This is a genomic window from Bacillus sp. DX4.1 (assembly GCF_030348195.1).
Lineage (GTDB): Bacteria > Bacillota > Bacilli > Bacillales > Bacillaceae_G > Bacillus_A.
This window is the reverse complement of record NZ_JAUCFT010000008.1, coordinates 3012063-3026251: the sequence shown is the minus strand read 5'-3', so window position 1 is coordinate 3026251 and position 14189 is coordinate 3012063. Positions and strand designations below refer to the sequence as shown.

Here is a 14189-nt window from a genome sequence, read left to right as displayed (position 1 = left end):
GAGGAGGATGTAATGAGAATTGCTGAATCTATGTAATGATAAAAATGTTGATGGCGATTTAGAATGTGAATACAAAGAGGCTAGGCGGAGCAGATGCTTATTGACTTTACTTGCAGACATAAGTAGTATTTAATCATACTTCTAATTAGGAGTGTGGTTAAATACTACTCAAAATGTATCTTTTAAATATATGTATCATATAAGGAGGTTTCCAATGATTGATTTACTTAAAAAGATAGGGTTGTCTGATCTTGAAGCGAGGTGCTATATTACGCTGCATGAAGAGTCTGATTTATCGGGTTATGAGGTTGCGAAACGAGTATCTGTCTCTCGAACGAATGTGTACTCTGCTCTGCGATCACTCACAGAAAAAGGAGCTTGTCGTAGTATTGAAGGAGAAACAGTTCTCTATAATGCTGTTCCGATTGAACAATTAATACGTCTGTTTCAAACTGAATTTGAACAAACTTCAAAAGCTCTTATTAATCAATTAAAGTCACCACCTAAACCTGCACCGGCTTTTTACAACTGGCAAGGGAGCAATACGTTAGATATAGCTGTGCGCCGGGTCATTGCAAATGCTGAAACATCGATCGTTGTTGATATATGGTCAGAAGACTTGCATTATGTGGAGGAAGCACTACTTGTAGCAGAATGCAAGGGGATTAGTGTCATCCTAATTACAATTGGAACATGTAAAACGCCTCTTAAACATGTATTTCAACATTATAGAGATGAAGATTGGCCTACTGATGAAAGGAAATTTTCAATTCTCTGTGATTCTAGTTCAGCCTTAATTGGTAGTTTCGGAGGCGAGGTTAAGCCATCTGCATTAGAGACAGATCATCCAGCGGTAATTGAAGTAATTAAAAATGCTTTTTACCATGATATGATGATGCAACATATTGAAGAGGATTTTGGAAAAGAATTCCAAGAAAAGTACGGAGAAAATTATCGTAAAATGTTAAGCTATTTCAAAGAGAAGGGTTGGCATATATAATGACTGCGATGGATCTTCATTTTTGTAGTGAAGTGATACGGAATGCAGGAGCAAACTTATTTGAAATTGCAAAAAGAGAGGATCGACCTTCGTCTGTTAATGATTTATTCGACTGTTTTTAAGAAATAAACGAAGAAGCCAAATTCCTAATCGTAGGGAATTTGGCTTTTTGCTATTTTTTATACGGGATTTTGACTTTTTTAATATTATCTACTGGGGTTCCTGTCGGATGCTATTGCTATATGAGTTTCCGATACGATACATAAAAGGTTTTGCTACGGATAGTTTAAGCACCCCCTATTTTTTGTCTCAAAGAATAAATATAGCGTATACTAAAATCATCATATTAGAAAAGGAGGTGGTGCTCATGAACAAAAGTAAACAAATACCTAATAGATTAATCGCTGAGAAATCTCCGTATTTACTTCAACATGCTTACAATCCTGTTAAATGGTACGCTTGGGGAGAAGAAGCATTTGAGGCGGCGAAACGAGAGAATAAACCTATTTTCTTATCTATTGGGTATAGTTAACTTCCGTTCTTTTGAGTACTTGCCATTGGTGTCACGTCATGGAAGGAGAATCCTTCGAAGACGAAGAAGTTGCATCACTCTTAAACCTATATTTTATCCCAATTAAAGTGGACCGCGAAGAACGTCCAGATATAGATTCCATTTATATGAGTGTGTGCCAAATGATGACAGGACAGGGCGGTTGGCCGCTGAATGTGTTTTTAACACCAGATCAAAAGCCATTTTATGCGGGGACGTATTTTCCGAAGCATAGCCATTATAATCGTCCTGGTATGATGGATATATTGCCGCAGCTAGCTCATATTTATGAAAGTGATCAAGAACGTATCACTGCTGTAACGAAGCAGCTTATGGAAGGGTTACAGAATAAAGTAAAAGCAAGTAAGGAAACAGCATTACATAATAAAATAATACATAGCACGTTCCAGCAACTCGCAAGTAATTTTGATACGATTTACGGTGGGTTTGGCGGGGCGCCTAAGTTTCCATCACCCCATATGTTAATGTATTTACTTCGCTATCAGTTGTTAACGGAAAATGAACAGGCGCTATATTTTGTGAAGAAAACGCTCGATGGCATGGCAAACGGCGGGATTTATGATCATGTTGGGTTTGGGTTTGCACGTTATGCCACAGATGAAACATGGCTTGTACCGCATTTTGAAAAGATGCTTTATGATAACGCATTGCTTCTTCATGCTTATACAGAAGGGTATCAAGTTTTTCATGATGATCGGTATAAACAGGTTGCTGAGGAGATCGTAACGTTTATTAAACGTGAAATGACTGATAAAAATGGTAGTTTCTATTCTGCGCTTGATGCAGATAGTGAAGGGGTAGAAGGAAAGTACTACGTTTGGTCAAAAGCAGAGATTATAGAAGTGCTTGGCGATGAGCTTGGAGCACTTTATTGTAAGGTATATGATGTAACAGAAGAAGGCAATTTTGAAGGTGCCAATATTCCAAACTTAATTCATACAGATTGGCAGAAAATTGCCGAGCAGTTCGAGCTGTCTATTGCGGAGATCAAAGAAAAACTTGAGATAGCTCGTGAGGTATTGTTAGCTAAGCGTTCGCTTCGTATTTATCCGCATTTAGACGATAAAGTATTAACTTCATGGAATGCATTAATGATTAGTGCACTGGCAAAAGCGAGTCGTGTGTTTGGGAATGAAGAATATGTACAGCTTGCGAAAGGTGCTCTCGCATTTATTGAAGAACAGTTAATAGTCGAAGAGCGTGTTATGGCTCGCTATCGTGACGGAGAAGTGAAATATAAAGGCTACATTGATGATTATGCGTATTTACTCTGGGCATATATGGAGATGTATGAAACAACATTTGATATTTCGTATGTGAAGAAAGCAAAAGAGATTGTGACGAGAATGAATACACTATTTTGGGATCAAGACAACGGTGGATTTTTCTTCACAGGAAACGATGGGGAAGAGTTACTTATCCGTGATAAAGAAGTGTATGACGGGGCGATGCCATCTGGAAATAGTGTGGCAGCAGTGCAGCTCCTTCGTTTATCATCATTAATCGGGGATGAAACGTTTCGTCAGCAAGTCGAAGAGATGTATACAACCTTCTCGCAATCAATATCTTCATATGGTAGTGGACATGCCCAGTTTTTACAAAGCTTATTGTTTATGGAATCTCCTAGAAAAGAAATCGTCATTGTTGGAGAAGATAGTGATGAGAGACAAAGACTTGTAAAGAAACTGCAGGGAAAATTTGCACCGAATTACTCGGTATTAATCGCTGCATCACCAAATGAATTTGCAGGAATCGCAGATTTTGCAGTAAATCATAAGAAAATTGGAAACGAACTAACCGTTTATATTTGTCAAAACTATGCATGTGAGCAGCCGCTGACAGACATGAAAGAAATACTAAAGAAAATATAAGCTTTAAGGTATACCTGAAATGTAGGGTATACCTTTTTGTTTTACTTTTAGTTCAGCGTTTTATCCCGCTATTTGCGGGCAGTAATACCCCCACCTCAAAGTGTAGCCAAAAGTAAAGAAGTTAGGTGGGAGGATAAACTGCCCGTAAAAGCCCGATTGGTGAGGGCTAATAATCAGTGGGGGAGGAAGAAACCCCCACTGATTAAAGCTTCACTTTATTGGGTATGTATATGTTCTATCATGTCGAGAAATTTACGTAAAGCAGCTGAATAAATAACATCTTTCCTCATAATAAAAGTAGTTGGTACCCTCGAAAATGGGTTGGGAAGAGAGGTTAAAGTTAAGGACTGCTCACGTTCATTTATAATAGATTTCATCATTATAGCGGTTCCCATACCCGCTTTTACACAGCCGATAATTGCTTCGATTGTCCCAAATTCTAATACCCGCTTAGGATAAATCCCTTCATTATGGAGCCATTTTTCTAACATATTGCGATAGTAACAACCATGGCTAAAAGCTAATACATTCACTTCATTTAAATCTTTGAAGGATGATAAAGGATACTTACTAATGAGAATTAATTCTTCTTCCTGAAACAGGATAGAATGTAAATCGGGATGATGAACATTACCAGCAATAAATGCTCCTTCAAGTTTTCGGTCTAAAACAAGTTGTATTAATTCTTCCGTTGTATGAGTTTCTAAAATTAATTCAACTTCAGGATAAGTTGCATAATACGTTGTCAGTATAGAGGGGAGACGAACAGCAGCTGTTGATTCCGTAGATCCAATTTTTAAAGTTCCCATTGGATTTGTGCCATTATTTTGAACAGCTTTTATAGATTGCTCCACTAAATATATAATTTGTTTGGCATAGGTTAATAAAATTTCCCCATTTGCAGTCAGAGCAACACCTTTTCCATTACGATAAAACAAAGGTGCGCCTAGTTCATCTTCTAATTGTTTAATTCGCATTGTCACATTGGATTGCACATAATTTAAGTTTTTGGCCGCACGCGAGATACTTCCTTCTTGAGCTACTTTTTTGAAAATAATTAGATCTTTTATATCCATCCGATCTCCTCCTTGAGATATCAACTATTTTGATATCTTTTATCATTAATGCTCATTTTACATGATATCTCTACTTTCATAAAATTAAATATAGATGGAGGGGTGAGGAAGTGTTAAAACAAGAAGAAGTGATTCAATATAGCAGTTCTTATAAATGGATTGTGTTGTTGCTGGCAACAGTAACACAGGCAAGCGCAACACTTGTAACATATGGAGTAGGTCCTTTAGCATTTTTTTGGAAGGAGATGTATCATCTCACTGGAATGCAAACAGGAATTTTGTTAACCGCTGTAAATATAGGTCCGCTTTTTTTTATGCTTTTTGTAGGAAGATTTCTGGATCAATACAATGAACGGCTGCTGATTGGATTTGGTTCTATTTTATTGGGGATTGCTATTTTGTTTGTCAATACAGTAGGGGGATTTATCGGATTATTAATTGTTCTTTCGGTGGTTGGTATTTTTTACAGTACCGCGCAGCCTGGAGGGAGTAAAGTGATTTTGAAATGGTTTCCGAAAAAACATCGGGGATTAGCTATGGGGATTAGACAGGCAGGTATTCCTATAGGTGGTGCGGTAGCGGGGGCTATCATTCCCATTATCTCTATAGAGTATGGATGTCCATCTGCTGTATATGCTCTCTCAAGTATATGTATCATTGGAGGAGTATTGTTTTTAATCTTTTACAAGGAGCCTTTTGCACATAAAGAACCTTCTTTAGGCAAGAAAGTACCCCCTTTTTATCAGCAGCTAAAAGAAATTATGAGGAACAAGGCATCATATCCAGTTTTCTTTACGGGAATCTGTATGATTTCATTGCAAATGGTGCTGATTGGGCATTTTACAATTTTTCTTACTACCGCTAAATTGTTATCTCCGATACTTGCAGGCCAAATATTTTCGGTTACATTGTTTTTAGGGATGTTAGGACGAATTGTCTTAGCATTAATTAGTGATCGTGTTTATAAAGGTAATCGCCGCAAACCACTTTTATTTTCTGTACTAGCCGCTTTTGCCTCTATATTCTTTTTTGCGATAGATTTACAGAATTTCCCTACTTGGGGTTTGTTTTTACTTAGCGGTTGGATCGGTTTTTTTGGTATTGGGTGGTTTAGTCTTTTTATCATTGAAGTTGCTGAAAAAACATCGGAGGATGCTATAGGAATAACAGTCAGTTTTGCCCTTACTTTAAATCAAATAGCTATCATTTCAGCGCCACCTATTTTTGGGCTAATCGTTGATGTAAAAGGGTATATGTGGGCATGGTTAAGCATAGCATTTTTGCTCTGTTTCTCAGGGATAAGTCTATCCAAAAAAGTATGAAAACAATGTTTCGCAAATGATATTTTACTTGTAATGTAAAAATAACTTTGAACTGAAGGTTAAGAGGTTAAATGGATATACATTATGTAAAAAGATGTAATATACTTTGTACTTCTCATTTTAAAGCTTATTTTTGTCTAAACTAAGTGTGTGAATTCCTACGGATAGACAAAAGGTAAATATCATGAAATCTATAAAGGTTTAAGGTATACCTGAAATAAAGGGTATACCTTTTTAATGGAAATACAAATCATTGCTATTGTCATTCAATCAAAGAAAATTAAAAATTACATTTTCTTAGGACCCGTACTTCGTTCATTGCCTCTTTTGAAGTTCCCTGTCACTTTTGCCATTATAAGCTGTCTCTCTTTCTCACTGTTAGCTTGATTGATTTTCACTAAAAATTTCTCAGCTTCTTTTCCTTTTAAAGTGGTTACTTGTTTCCCGCAATGATCAATAAAAACGGTATTGTTTTTCGTTACGCGGTAGCTGAAAATCTCTTCATCTAATCGATTGCGTTTATCGATGTTTCTCAATTGGTTCAACTCCTCTTGTAAGAATCCTTTATAATAAGTAACGATAATTTTACTACAAAAATCAAGTTAATTATCAGAAAAATCGGATTAAAAAATCACCAAATCGCTTACTAAGCGGGCGCTCTTCCTACTAGAGATTATGCATGACAGGTGAAAGAAAACTTTATATACTAATAATGATTCAATTATCGTTCTAATTGAAAATTGGCTAGAAATAAGGGGATAAATATGGGGAAAAGTATTATATTTTTTGACATTGATGGAACATTGTTAGATCATGATAAAAAGATTCCTGCTTCTACTAAAGAAGCGATTCGCTTATTAAAGCAAGACGGGCATAAGGTTGTGATTGCCACTGGACGGGCTCCTTTTGCATTCAAAGAGATATGTGAAGAGTTAGATATTAACTCCTATATAAGTTTAAATGGGCAATATGTTGTGTTAGACGGTGAAGTCATTTATAAGAATCCACTTTCTATCGAGGAACTTCAGACACTGACAGATTTTTCAGCTTCCAATCATCATCCGATTGTATATATGGGCCATAAAGATATAAAATCCAGTGTTGCGTATCACGTTCATATTGAACAGAGCATCGCTCCACTGAAGTTAGGTTTCTCGCATCCTAGCTATGATCCAGATTACTTTAAGAACAGTGAGATTTATCAGTCATTGTTGTTCTGCAAGAGTGAAGAAGAGTCCACTTATATAAATCAGTTTCAGAATCTTAACTTTGTTCGCTGGCATGAATTTTCAATGGATGTCATGCCAAAAGGTGGTTCAAAAGCTATCGGTATTGAAAAAGTAATTGAAAAGCTTGGTTTGACGAAAGAGAACGTGTACGCATTTGGTGACGGGCTAAATGACCTAGAAATGCTTCAATACGTAGGATATGGGGTAGCGATGGGAAATGCACACGATGAAGTAAAGAAAATTGCAAAACATGTAACAAAAGATGTAGGTGAAGATGGGATTGCATACGGCTTAGAACTTGTGGGTTTGTTAAAATAAAGAATGATTGAAAAGTTTTTTGGAGAAAGAGAATTATTTCAAATCGGATATGCATATGAACAACAATCTGAAAATCGGAAATCTCCAAAGCTAGAGTGGAAAATAGTGTTTTTATATACGCAAAAGCCTCTAGAATCTAGAGGCTTTTGCTATCTGTAAACCTTATTCAAAAGAAGTGAATTCGTCGACTAGTTTTCGGAAACTGGCTATTGCGTTTTCAATCGGTTCAGGGGTAGTTAAATCTACACCTGCTTTTTGTAAAAGATTTAGCGGATAATCAGAACTTCCGCCCTTCAAGAATTCTATATAATTTTTTTGACAGATACGATCTCCGCTCAAAAGCTTATCTGCAATTTGAATCGCAGAAGCAAAACCAGTAGCGTATTTATAGACATAAAATGGTCGATAAAAGTGAGGGATTCTCGACCATCCATATTTCACTTCTTCATCAAATAATAATGTATCCCCATTGTATTCTCTAAACAGCTTTTCATAGACATCATTGAATGCTTGAACAGTTAATGGTTTACCTTGTTCTGCCATTTCATGTGTAATCTTTTCAAACTCTGCAAACATGACTTGCGTAAAAAAGGTACCTTTGAATTTTTCAATAAAGTGATTGATTAAATGGTTACGAACTTCCTTGTCTTTTGCTTCTTTTAATAAGTGATGAATTAATAATACTTCATTAACCGTTGAAGCTACCTCGGCTACAAAAATGGAATAATGAGCAGAAATTCTAGGTTGGCACTTATGTGAATAATAAGTGTGCATGCCATGCCCACATTCGTGTGTAAGTGTAAACAGACTATTCAAATCATCATTATGATTTAAAAGGATGAAGGGATGAATTCCATATACACCAAAATTATAGGCACCTGAGCGTTTACCCGGTACTTCTCGTACATCTATATATCGTTTTCCTTTGAACGATTGGAGCGTATGAATGTAATCTTCTCCCAATGGAGATAAAGCCTGTAACATCATGTCAAATGCTTGATCATACGAAATATCCTGTTTTACACCTTTTACTAAATCAACATTCAAGTCATACTGTCTTAATTCGTCTAAATCCAGTTTGTCTTTTCGAATATCATTATATGTATGGAGTGTATGAATATTTTTCTTAGTTGTATCAATAAGATTTTCGTACACTTCTTTAGGTACCATATCTCCAAATAGAGATTTTTCTAAAGCGGATGGGTAATTTCTTAATTTTGAAATTGTTACATTGTTTTTAATAGCTGCTGATAAAGTAGAAGCAATAGAATTTTTCAATTGAAGATAGGGCTGATAGTAGGCTTTATATGCTTCTTTTCTCTTTTCTCTATTCTCATGTTTTATTAATTTTGAGAACATGCCTCGAGTTAGTTCCACTTTCTCTCCAGTATCGGCTGTGACTTCTCCAAATTCAATATCTGCGTTATTTAACATTCCGTAAGTATTTTGAGGAGCGGACAAAGCTTCCCCCATTTGCGATAGGATTTCTTCTTTATCCTTATTTAGAACATGTTTCTTAAATCGATAGAATTCAAATAAATCTTTTTCAAAGTACTTTAATCCTTCGCTTTCTTCAATATAGGAACGTAATACTTCTTCTTTTATGCTTAGTAAAAATGGTGAGAAGAAAGAACGTGCAGCACTTATTTTCACGTGTAGTTGCGATGCTCTGTCCACAAGAGATTGTGCTTCAGTTCCACGTGTATCTAGATCTAATTGAAGTCTAGCATACGCATACACCAAATTGAACAAACTAGATATCTCTTCGCTGACAGTAAGATATGCAAGTAGGCTAGCGCCGTCAGTAATATTACTATCATATTTTACTAAATCCTTCGTTAAGGATTCGATTTTTTGATAGTCTTGTTCCCAGTGTTCAATCGTTTCATAAATATCTGTTAAATCCCATTTTTCTTCTTCTTTAATATCTAATCTATCTTTATAAGTTGTCATAATCAGTTCCTTCCTAATAGTACGTGTTCAAAAAGGAGGATACAGAGAGCCGAGTAGTTCGAGGCGTGGAAGCCAGGAGGACACGGAATGTAGAGTGAACTACATGAGTACCGGACTGGCGACGTAACGAAGAAATAGGGCAGCTATCTTTACCGGACTTTTTGAACATCCTCTAATATGGATTTCATATTGTATGAGTGTAACCTGTCTTCATTTGATATAGGCTACGATTCGGTCAATAATCTGTCAAATAATGATATTCTATGCATGGTCGGATGCTCTCTCCCATCTAAAAAGAAGGGTTTTATGTCGATTTTTTAATTTGTATTTATATAGATTCATTTTAAAGCTTAATGCCGAACACTGTATGTAGTAATTCTGTGTATTGCTGTTCCGTGATCAATTCCTTACTTTTTTCACCATTTTTAGTTCTTGTAAAGCTGTCTTTTGTTAAAGAAACATGCCCATCGTCAGTGAGCTTTACAACGATAGGAACTTTGTTGAAGGGGGATCTTTCGTGTTCTACAATTATTTTTTGAGCTTGATTTAATTTTTGCTCATCGATTTCTTCCATGTTAAATGCATAACCTAATTTCCACTCTTTAGATGATGCTAAACCTAAAAAATCATTGTTCTTGCTCATTTCTAACATGTAGGCACCTTTCTCAGTCGTTTCTTTTCGTATACGATAGTCTCCTGTAACAGAATGAACAACTTCGCCAGTGAATGGAACCGGGGTAAGGGGAAGGAATGAACCGAATCCAACTTCAATCAAATATAGTTCGTTATTATGTGTTAAAACAGTTGCTACATGCCCTTCATCAACAGCCCAAGTTTCTGATGCTGAGTCATAAACAGTCCCTGATACTAAATGAACATTGAAGCCACAATCTTTCAGGAAATAATACATAATCGGATTTAGTTCATAACAAAGGCCGCCACGCTGGTTGATTAAAATTTTTTCTTGAAGATTCTCTTTAGAAATTGTTTTTACGTTTCCTTTAACAATATCTAAATTCTCAAATGGAACTGCTTGCGCCATTGAAAAAAGGAGTTCATTTAAATCTGCAAATGCAATGGATTCTTTTTCTTTTAGATTCAATCTCGCAAAGAAGTACTTTTGTAATTCTGTCATTGGGATCTCTCCTCATACGTTTTACTGTGTAAAAAGAAAATTTGTACATATATATTGTATATAAATATGTATAAGAAAGCATCTGTAATACATAAGTAAATATATTTACGACTAAAGTAGTATAGAAATGTAAACAATGGTAACGAACGAAATGAGTGTACAGAAGTACCTTTACTTATTTCAAAGTATATAGTATGATAATTTCAATAAATTAGATTTCAATGAAAATAATTATAAATATGAGGGGTGCTTTTTGTGAGTGCGGTAGGTTCTAAATAGGAAAAATTGAATGAAATAAATCTTATGCTAACAGGGGATTTTTCTATACGTAGATACCCTTAATTTTGTCATGGATTTATTTCAAGACCTATGAAGATACCTACAATACTTTATAAAGCGTGTAATCGTATGTGTTATGGAGTAACGATACATTTTTAAAATGTTGGTTTATTTAATAATGCGTTATTTTACACTTGCCTTGTAATGTAAGTAAAGCTGTGGTATCCCCACAGCTTTTTTATGTTCATTTAAAAAACTCGTTGAAATCTAATGATTAGGTATCTTCATATATGATGAAATCATAGTGAGGAGAATGAAAATGAATACAATCACATTTGAAAAGTTGCAGTATAACGAGTTAAAGGAAATTGTGAAGTCTTATTGTGTAAGTGGACTTGGCAAACAATTGCTTGATAAGTTACAACCGAGTTCTAATGCTAAGGTAGTGAAAAATAGATTAAATGAAACGACGGAAGCAAGAGCTATATTAGATGCGGAAAGTCATGTGCCATTTTGGGGCATCTCTAATATTGAAAGCATCATTCAAAAACTTGAAAAGGGCATGATTATAGATCCAACAGAGTTAGTTAGTATATCGGACTTTTTAAGAGGATGTAGAAAAATTAAGAAATTCATGCTGGATAAAGAATTCTTTGCACCAGTATTAAGCTCATATGCGTATTCGATGTCGGAGTTTATAAGTATTGAAGAAGAGATAAACGTTTCCATTAAAGGGAACAGTGTGGATTCTGCGGCAAGTAAAGAATTGAAACGAATTAGAAACCAAATTGAAACAACGGAAGAAAAGATTAAAGAGCGATTAAATAAGTTTTTAAATAGTAGTGCAAATAAGAAATATATTCAAGAATTCTTTATAAGTAAGAAAGACGACAGATATACAATTCCGATTAAGGCCTCTTACAAAAATCAAGTTGCAGGAACGATTGTTGAAGTTTCTTCTAAAGGTTCAACTGTTTTTATGGAACCGAATATAATTACGAAATTAAACGTGGAGTTAGCAAGTTTAAAAGCGGAAGAGGCAATGGAAGAGTATCAAATATTAGCAACCTTATCAGGAATGGTATTTGAAGAAATGAGTGATATCAAGATTAATATTGAACTCATCAGTCAATATGATATGGTGTTTGCGAAAGCTAAATTTAGCAAACAGATTGGTGGGATAGAACCTAAGCTAAATAATCACGGATATATAAAGTTGGTTGAATGTAAACATCCGCTATTACAAGGAAAGGTTGTACCATTAAATTTTGAAATCGGGAAAGATTATCGCAGTTTGGTTATAACAGGGCCAAATGCGGGTGGAAAAACAATTGTGCTGAAAACAATTGGATTACTAACTTTGGCGACGATGTCAGGTTTTCATATTGTTGCAGATAAGGCTACGGAGATTTCGCTTTTTGAGAACATCTTTGTTGATATTGGTGATAACCAAAGTATTGAAAATGCATTAAGTACCTTTTCATCTCATATGAAAAATATTTCAGAAATTATGAGAGAAGCCAATAATAGCACGCTGCTATTATTTGATGAAATTGGTAGCGGTACAGAGCCAAATGAGGGTGCTGCACTGGCAATTTCCATTTTAGAAGAATTTTATCATATGGGATGTATGACAGTTGCTACGACTCATTATGGTGAAATTAAACGTTTCTCAGAAATTCATAGTGATTTTATGAATGCGGCGATGCAATTTAATAATGAAACAATAGAGCCGATGTATAAGCTTATCATCGGAAAATCTGGAGAAAGTAACGCGCTTTGGATTTCTAGAAAAATGAATGTACGAGAAAATGTTTTAGATCGAGCAAAGAATTATATGGAAAATAAAGATTATAGCTTAGAGAGAGTGCAAGAAAACAAAATAAAGAAACCAAAAATCGCCATAGTGAAAAAAGAAGAAGAGTATGAGTACGGGAAAGGGGACAAAGTAAAATTATTAGACTACGATGATTACGGTATTGTATATAGGGAAAAAGACAATTTTTATAACATTGTGGTGCTATATAATGAAGAATTTATTGAAGTGAATTGTAAGCGAGTCGTTCTGGAATTGAAAGCAACTGAACTATATCCAGAAGGGTACGACTTAGATACATTATTCATTACTTATAAAGATCGAAAACTACAGCATGATATCGAACGAGGATCGAAAAAAGCACTAAGAAAAATACAAAAGGAAATTAGAAACAGGAAATAATGATGTATGGTAGTTAACCAAGACTGAAAATAGTAAACGAATTGTCCTAAAGAGTGAACAGTGTAGCTGTTTCACTCTTTTATTTTGTTCAAGTTTGCATGTAATGAAACTTAATGAAACAAATACGTTTTTTATTATTCATCAATTTATATGAAAAAGTTTCTCAATATGCAGGTTGTTGAGAAACACGATGGAAGTATTCGAAATAATGAATCACTAATTTATAATAACTTTTGAACCGGTTATTGTCATTGTAAATGCTCTATATATGAGCATTTATATGTCTCAAATAGGGAGGGTGAAATCATGGATAATAAAGAAAAAAAACTGGAATACATATTGTTCAACGCATGGGCTGTTGCTTTTATCGCGACCCTTGGCAGTTTGTATCTTTCTGAAGTAATGAAATATGAACCATGTACATTATGTTGGTATCAACGTATTCTCATGTATCCACTAGTGGTCTTATTAGGAGCAGCTATTATACGAAAGGATTATAAAATTGGAATTTACAGTTTAATCATTGCCATTGTAGGAGCATGTATATCTATCTATCATTATTTGCTTCAAAAAGTATCCTTTTTTTCTACAAATGGAGCAACATGTGGAAGAACACCTTGTACAGGAGACTATTTAGACTGGTTTGGATTTGTTACGATTCCACTTCTCGCTCTAATAGCCTTTCTTATCATTATTATTTGCAGTTTTATTCTTATTAAAATAAGCAAGGAGAGAAGAAGTATATGAAAAAAATGCTTATTTTTAGTACCGCTATTATATTGGTATTTGCAGTTATTACTTTTATCACAAATAAGGAAACAAAAAGTGAAAAAACAACAAGTACAGAAAAGACAAGTACAGAAACGATAAATTATTATCAGAATCAAATTACACCAGAACAATTGCAACAAGATCTTTCAAATCACAAAGAAAAAGTAGTCTATTTTTATAAAACAACCTGTCCTCATTGTTTGAAGGTTTCTCCAATTGTAGTTCCTTTGGCAAAAAATATGAATATTGATTTGCAAGTTATGAATTTAGGGGAATATCAACAGGGGTGGGATATGTTTCAAATAAAAGGGACACCTACAATTATTTCTTATAAAGACGGGAAAGAAATGAATCGAATTTTAGGAGAACAGTCTCGAGAAACGTTTCAAGCATGGTTTGAAAACAACAAATAAAAGTTTGGATGTTTTGCATGTCAAGAATGTAAA

The 14189-nt window shown here is 34.9% G+C and carries 11 protein-coding genes and 1 pseudogene; 8 read left to right on the top strand and 4 right to left on the bottom strand.

What is annotated here, in order from left to right; genetic code table 11:
• Window positions 1–214 precede the first annotated feature (214 nt).
• From QUF99_RS18360 to QUF99_RS18350, 3 genes and pseudogenes are all read left to right on the top strand, one after another.
• Window positions 215–1000, top strand: coding sequence for a TrmB family transcriptional regulator (locus QUF99_RS18360; protein ID WP_289371781.1), 786 nt, complete (start codon window positions 215–217; stop codon window positions 998–1000).
• Between the two features lie 367 nt (window positions 1001–1367).
• Window positions 1368–1529: pseudogene (locus tag QUF99_RS18355) on the top strand (DUF255 domain-containing protein); the annotation flags it as partial.
• A 41-nt stretch (window positions 1530–1570) separates the two neighbouring features.
• Window positions 1571–3442 (top strand): thioredoxin domain-containing protein, encoded by a 1872-nt coding sequence (locus QUF99_RS18350; RefSeq protein ID WP_289371779.1) that lies wholly within the window; start codon window positions 1571–1573, stop codon window positions 3440–3442.
• A 215-nt stretch (window positions 3443–3657) separates the two neighbouring features.
• Here the strand turns inward: QUF99_RS18350 and QUF99_RS18345 are convergent, their stop codons facing one another.
• Entirely contained in the window at window positions 3658–4518 is an 861-nt protein-coding gene (locus QUF99_RS18345; RefSeq protein WP_289371778.1) for a LysR family transcriptional regulator, read from the bottom strand.
• 110 nt (window positions 4519–4628) lie between these two features.
• Here QUF99_RS18345 and QUF99_RS18340 point away from each other — a divergent pair, with 110 nt between their 5' ends.
• Window positions 4629–5840 carry an MFS transporter gene (locus QUF99_RS18340; RefSeq protein WP_289371776.1) on the top strand — a complete coding sequence of 404 codons (1212 nt, stop codon included), beginning with the start codon at window positions 4629–4631 and terminating at the stop codon, window positions 5838–5840.
• Between the two features lie 287 nt (window positions 5841–6127).
• Here QUF99_RS18340 and QUF99_RS18335 read toward each other — a convergent pair whose 3' ends face one another.
• Complete coding sequence (locus QUF99_RS18335; RefSeq protein WP_289371775.1) at window positions 6128–6376, bottom strand: hypothetical protein; 249 nt, start codon at window positions 6374–6376, stop codon at window positions 6128–6130.
• A gap of 228 nt (window positions 6377–6604) precedes the next feature.
• On the opposite strand from QUF99_RS18335, the gene QUF99_RS18330 reads away from it, so the two are divergent.
• Complete coding sequence (locus QUF99_RS18330) at window positions 6605–7387, top strand: Cof-type HAD-IIB family hydrolase (RefSeq protein ID WP_289371774.1); 783 nt, start codon at window positions 6605–6607, stop codon at window positions 7385–7387.
• A 162-nt stretch (window positions 7388–7549) separates the two neighbouring features.
• On the opposite strand, the gene pepF is transcribed toward QUF99_RS18330, so the two are convergent.
• Window positions 7550–9340: an oligoendopeptidase F gene (pepF, locus tag QUF99_RS18325; protein ID WP_289371773.1), complete on the bottom strand. Its 1791-nt coding sequence runs from the start codon at window positions 9338–9340 to the stop codon at window positions 7550–7552.
• A gap of 343 nt (window positions 9341–9683) precedes the next feature.
• Window positions 9684–10475 (bottom strand): arylamine N-acetyltransferase family protein, encoded by a 792-nt coding sequence (locus QUF99_RS18320; RefSeq protein WP_289371770.1) that lies wholly within the window; start codon window positions 10473–10475, stop codon window positions 9684–9686.
• A 598-nt stretch (window positions 10476–11073) separates the two neighbouring features.
• Here QUF99_RS18320 and QUF99_RS18315 point away from each other — a divergent pair.
• The 3 genes from QUF99_RS18315 to QUF99_RS18305 all read left to right on the top strand — a co-directional run bounded on the left by QUF99_RS18315 (window position 11074) and on the right by QUF99_RS18305 (window position 14156).
• Window positions 11074–12972, top strand: a complete 1899-nt coding sequence (locus QUF99_RS18315; RefSeq protein ID WP_289371768.1) for an endonuclease MutS2 — start codon at window positions 11074–11076, stop codon at window positions 12970–12972.
• A 306-nt stretch (window positions 12973–13278) separates the two neighbouring features.
• Window positions 13279–13719 carry a disulfide oxidoreductase gene (locus tag QUF99_RS18310; RefSeq protein WP_289371767.1) on the top strand — a complete coding sequence of 147 codons (441 nt, stop codon included), beginning with the start codon at window positions 13279–13281 and terminating at the stop codon, window positions 13717–13719.
• On the top strand, window positions 13716–14156 hold the full coding sequence (locus QUF99_RS18305; RefSeq protein WP_289371765.1) for a thioredoxin family protein: 441 nt from the start codon (window positions 13716–13718) through the stop codon (window positions 14154–14156). Before QUF99_RS18310 ends, QUF99_RS18305 begins: the two co-directional genes overlap by 4 nt.
• Window positions 14157–14189 lie beyond the last annotated feature (33 nt).

What these genes read in the sequence shown, in the direction of transcription:
- QUF99_RS18360 (WP_289371781.1), top strand. Translation starts at nt 215, where the DNA reads ATGATTGATTTACTTAAAAAGATAGGGTTGTCTGATCTTGAAGCGAGG.
- QUF99_RS18350 (WP_289371779.1), top strand. Translation starts at nt 1,571, where the DNA reads ATGGAAGGAGAATCCTTCGAAGACGAAGAAGTTGCATCACTCTTAAAC.
- QUF99_RS18345 (WP_289371778.1), bottom strand. Translation starts at nt 4,518, where the DNA reads ATGGATATAAAAGATCTAATTATTTTCAAAAAAGTAGCTCAAGAAGGA.
- QUF99_RS18330 (WP_289371774.1), top strand. Translation starts at nt 6,605, where the DNA reads ATGGGGAAAAGTATTATATTTTTTGACATTGATGGAACATTGTTAGAT.
- pepF (WP_289371773.1), bottom strand. Translation starts at nt 9,340, where the DNA reads ATGACAACTTATAAAGATAGATTAGATATTAAAGAAGAAGAAAAATGG.
- QUF99_RS18320 (WP_289371770.1), bottom strand. Translation starts at nt 10,475, where the DNA reads ATGACAGAATTACAAAAGTACTTCTTTGCGAGATTGAATCTAAAAGAA.
- QUF99_RS18315 (WP_289371768.1), top strand. Translation starts at nt 11,074, where the DNA reads ATGAATACAATCACATTTGAAAAGTTGCAGTATAACGAGTTAAAGGAA.
- QUF99_RS18310 (WP_289371767.1), top strand. Translation starts at nt 13,279, where the DNA reads ATGGATAATAAAGAAAAAAAACTGGAATACATATTGTTCAACGCATGG.
- QUF99_RS18305 (WP_289371765.1), top strand. Translation starts at nt 13,716, where the DNA reads ATGAAAAAAATGCTTATTTTTAGTACCGCTATTATATTGGTATTTGCA.